Below are 4,359 nucleotides of genomic sequence, written 5' to 3'. Positions count from 1 at the left end.
TTGTTTGGCATATTCACAGATCTGTTTAGCATCGCTCTTATCGGTTTTGATTTTAGACAATTTCATCTGTATAAAGCGTTTTACTGCTAAAGGATGCAATCTCAAGGTTTCCTCTCTATTCTGTTATTTTTTGCATTAATAAAATTATGCTGGAATTTTAAACTGAGCGTATAAAACATTACGCTTGACTTTTCACTCATACGGAACATTACGTTGGAATTCTTACTCAAACGGAATTTTACGCTCGAATTTAGGCTTACCCAAGTTCGGTTCTTCGATTCGAAAATATAGCAATCCTCAACTTTTGGCTGATAAGCGGAATGTCAAAACGTACGGCTGAACTTTATGAAAAATGGAATCGTATTACTCTTGATCTAAAAACAAAACGATAAAAAAAACGGAATAATAAATCGGAGAATTTTTAAGATTTTTAAGTATAAAAAAAAGTTTGAATTACATAACTCACGAATAATTTATGCAAGAATACGAGGTTGAAAATTAAAAAACGGCAGCTAACAATGCATATAATTCATAGCTGCTTCTCGCCTACTCACGAAAAACCTCGCGGTTTTTCTATTTCGGTTATTATTTGCTAACTTACTCGCTGAAACAACGCTACAAATCATATACTAAACCGTTGCCAGTAATTTGAAAAAAAATAATGCGAATAAAATCAATACAACTAAAAGATTTTAAAACATATGAAAAAATCAAAATTAATTGTGATTCAAGTTTTAATGTAATAATTGGCCCAAATAATATTGGTAAATCTACGATAATAGAAGCTATACTACTTTGGGAAGAGTGCTTAAAACTATTTATTCAGGGTAGAAATAACAAAAAGCTTTATATAGGCACAAAAGACAGATATTTAGGATTTTCTAACCTTTATTTCCTAAGAATTTCCAATGATTCGGATTTATTTTTTAGCAATAAAAAATCAACTTCAGTTTGTTTAAACTTAGAGAATGGAGATGAAAATTATACTCTTAAATTTAATATTGGAAAACCAGAAAGCATTAAAGATTCTTATTTCAAAGTAAATTACAAAGATTCTTGTACTGATTTCGAAAAATTATCAGATTTTCTTAATCAAGAGAATTTGAACTATACCAATATATTTTATACATATCAAACAAAACCAATTTCTCAAATAGTAAAAAATGAACCATTTTATAATAATGGACAGATTCTAAAAAAAATATCATTAGGTAAGTCTCACGAATTAATAAGAAACAAAATTTTAAAGAGTAAAACTCGGAATAATACTATTGTAACAGAAAAGTTTAAATATTTAGAAACCAAATTAAAAAACATTCTTGAAGCTGACTTTCAAATTAAATGGAAAAACAATAACCTAACTGATGATGAATATGTAAAAATATCAATAAAACCACCTTTCACAAAAGAAGTTGATATATCACTTATGGGAAGTGGCTTTTTACAAATTCTAGAGATTTTTTCAACTCTTCAATTTATTAGTAACAGACAAAATTGTTTAAATGTAATTCTAATTGATGAACCAGATTCTCACATACATTCTAACTTACAAGTAAATTTATTAAATGAGCTACTGAATGAACAGAATATTCAAGTTTTTATTATTACTCACAATGAAAATTTAATAGATAGTGTTTCTGAGAAAGGTAACATTCTGTTTATTAACGAACAAATTAAAAAACTTGGTGAAGTCAATAAGTCTTCAAAAGAAACATTTGACTTTATTAAGAATGAATTATCAGCTAAGCTTCTAGATATTAATAAAAAACAAGGTATCAAAAACTATATAATATCAGAAGATGAAAATATAGAACTTATAAAATCATATTTTGAAATTCACGGTTATAAGAACAATGAAACTGAATACATATCATATTTTGGTTGCGACACAATTGGATCTGCTTTGGTTATTGGTAATTATATCAAAAATTTAAGTTCAGACTCTAAAATTATTATCCACAGAGATAAAGATTATTTAGACGAAGAAACAATACAAAAAATTAAAGAAAAAGTTGAAAATAAAGGTTTTACTTTTTTTACTACAAAAGGAGTAGATATAGAGAGTAACTTTATCGATTCTCAACACATAAACTGCCTTTATCCTGAATTAAGTATAGATGATATAAATAACTTAATTGATGAAGCAACAAATGAAACTGAAAGAGACTCAATTGACCGTATTTTAAAACGATATGCATTAAAGAAAGAGTCTGGTATAAAATTATTAGATATGTATAACGAGAATAAAGAAAGGTATCGTTATGGTAAAAAAGTTTTTAGTCGTTTAAAAGGGAAAATTCAACCATTAATTGGTGAAAACCCAAACTTATTAAGAGAAACTGAGTTTCTAATCAATGATGATTTAAAACTAGAAACTGAAATTGTTGAATAAAAACTACTGGCAACAATGGCTATAAGTAATTGCTTGTTCTCGCCTACTTCTGAAAATCCTCGCGGATTTTCAGTTTGGTGTGTACTTGCAAAATTAAGTGCTAAATCACGCAACTACTCATAGCCAAAGCCGTTGCCAACCATTATACAAAAATTGCGAATGAAAGAATATTTCCAACTTCAATTTAAAATGCTAAACAGAAAAATGATTGATTTCGGAATGCCACTTTTGATTGGATATACACTTTTACCATTTATTTTTATTTTGCTGACTAATTATCTATTTGAAAAAACAGAGTTTGCAAATTATGCTTATGGATTATTGGCAATAAGTTTCGTTTCAAAATTAAGTGAACCTAAAAGAAATGATTTTTTAAAATCTATCTTCAATAAAGACAAGTATAGAAAGTTAAGAATAACAGAAAATCTTATCTATTGTTTGCCTTTTACTCTTTATTTAATTTATCAAAAACAATTTATCTTTTCTGCTATATTAAATTTGTTTATAATATTTATCACGCTGTTCAATTTTAGTACAAATCTAAATGTAACAATACCAACACCATTTAACAAAAAACCATTTGAATTTACAGTTGGCTTTAGAAAGACTTTTTATGTTTTTCCAATAGCTTATTTCTTAACATATATTTCTGTATCAGTTGGAAATTTTAATCTTGGTGTTTTTTCTATGCTATTGATTGCATTAACTTGCTTTTCATATTATTCAAAAATAGAAAACGAATATTTTGTCTGGAATTACAATTTATCGTCTAAAGAATTTTTAATAGAAAAAACGAAAACGTGCTTAATATATTTTACATTTTTAAGCTTACCAATCATAATAGCTTTAAGTATTTCATTCTTTAGAGAAATCGATATTTTAATTGTACTTCTTCTGTTGTGCTATGCTTATCTCACGACAATAATTTTTGCTAAATATTCGTCTTTCCCGAACGAAATGAATATGTCTCAAGGAATTTTAATTGCAATAAGTTTTATGTTTCCACCAATACTTTTAATATTTATTCCTCTCTTTTATTCCCAATCAATTAAAAAGTTAAATACCATTTTAAATGATTAAAATTGAAAAACTATCTAAGTTTTATGGTAAAAAACAAGTTTTAAATTCAATAGATTTAGAATTTAAAAAAGGTAAAGTATATGGAATTGTTGGAGAAAATGGAGCAGGAAAAACAACTCTATTTAGATGTATTTCAGGACTTGAAAACTTTAAAGGAAATATCTCATCCGACTATGCTAAATTAAAAGACCATTTAGGACTTTTATTAACAGAACCATACTTTTTCTCAAAAATTACCGGAAAAGAGTATATACAATTACTTGCCAATGCAAGACAAACGGAACTAACAAATATTGAGGACAAAAACATATTTGATTTACCGCTAAATCAATATGCTTCAACATACTCGACTGGAATGAAAAAGAAATTGGCTTTAACTGCCATACTTTTACAGGAAAATAATGTATTTATTCTTGACGAGCCTTTCAATGGTGTCGATATACAAAGTAATTTAATAATAACTGAAATAATAAAAAGATTTAAAAAATTAGAGAAAACAGTAATTATTTCATCTCATATTTTTTCAACTTTAGCGAATACTTGTGATGAAATTTTTTTAATGAAAAACGGAAAAATTCTAAAGAAAGTAGATCAAGATGATTTTAATATTCTGGAAAAGGAAATGAAAGAATTTACAATCGGAAATAGAATTGACAAACTTGAATTAAAATAAATAACGGTTGGCAACACCGTGTATAATTAATTGCTGGTTTTAGCCAATTTGCGAAAGTCCTCGCGGACTTTCTATCTGTATTTATTTACTAACTTTAGTGCTCAAAACACGCAACTAATCAAGAACTGTGTTAAAAAACAAGTATTTATTAGTTTATATTTACTAAAACACTTCTATAGTTTCTGTCATATTTTAAACCTGATTTAGCTAGGGC

At 26.9% G+C, this 4,359-nt stretch carries 3 protein-coding genes; all 3 read left to right on the top strand.

The window, feature by feature from the left end; genetic code table 11:
- Nucleotides 1–661 precede the first annotated feature (661 nt).
- The 3 genes from DFQ11_RS14765 (at nucleotide 662) to DFQ11_RS14750 (ending at nucleotide 4,145) form a co-directional block, all read left to right on the top strand.
- The gene (locus DFQ11_RS14765) at nucleotides 662–2,392 is read left to right on the top strand and encodes an ATP-dependent nuclease (RefSeq protein WP_158525012.1); all 1,731 of its coding nucleotides are present in this window, start codon (nucleotides 662–664) and stop codon (nucleotides 2,390–2,392) included.
- 159 nt (nucleotides 2,393–2,551) lie between these two features.
- On the top strand, nucleotides 2,552–3,472 hold the full coding sequence (locus tag DFQ11_RS14755; protein WP_199446470.1) for an ABC transporter permease: 921 nt from the start codon (nucleotides 2,552–2,554) through the stop codon (nucleotides 3,470–3,472).
- Nucleotides 3,465–4,145, top strand: coding sequence for an ABC transporter ATP-binding protein (locus DFQ11_RS14750; RefSeq protein WP_110476643.1), 681 nt, complete (start codon nucleotides 3,465–3,467; stop codon nucleotides 4,143–4,145). Before DFQ11_RS14755 ends, DFQ11_RS14750 begins: the two co-directional genes overlap by 8 nt.
- The last annotated feature ends 214 nt before the right edge of the window (nucleotides 4,146–4,359 follow it).

Source organism: Winogradskyella epiphytica (genome assembly GCF_003217215.1).
Lineage (GTDB): Bacteria > Bacteroidota > Bacteroidia > Flavobacteriales > Flavobacteriaceae > Winogradskyella > Winogradskyella epiphytica.
Note: the sequence above shows the minus strand (reverse complement) of the source record. Positions and strands in the feature narration are given on the sequence as shown.